Source organism: Bradyrhizobium sp. TM233, from assembly GCF_036247965.1.
Taxonomy (GTDB): Bacteria; Pseudomonadota; Alphaproteobacteria; order Rhizobiales; family Xanthobacteraceae; genus Bradyrhizobium; species Bradyrhizobium ottawaense.
The window spans coordinates 1-289 of the sequence record NZ_BTIG01000086.1; the positions used below are offsets into that span (position 1 = coordinate 1).

The following is a 289-nucleotide window of genomic DNA, read 5'->3' on the forward strand; positions in this document are numbered from 1 at the left end:
CCGACGGTGATGCCGTAGCGCAGCCAGGTGAGGATGCTCTCGTTGGACTCGACGAACAGCGGGATATGGCTTCGCGCCGCTTCGATCAGCAGCGGACCGAGCACGATCAGGAAAGCCATGGCGAGCGCGGTGAAAGCCGCGATCAGCGTGTAGGCGATCGACTCCAGCCGCAGCCAGTACCAGCGCCGCATCTCGACCACCGCATAGGCGCGGTTGAGCGCGACCCGGAGCGCTTCGACGCCGTTGGAGGCGAAATAGACCGACAGCGCCGCGCCGATGGTGAGCACGC

General features: G+C 66.1%; 1 protein-coding gene. It reads right to left on the reverse strand.

Going from position 1 to position 289, the window contains the following annotated elements; translation table 11 throughout:
* On the reverse strand, positions 1 to 289 hold a 289-nt coding region (locus tag AABA86_RS33655; protein WP_338309800.1), incomplete at both ends, for a YhjD/YihY/BrkB family envelope integrity protein.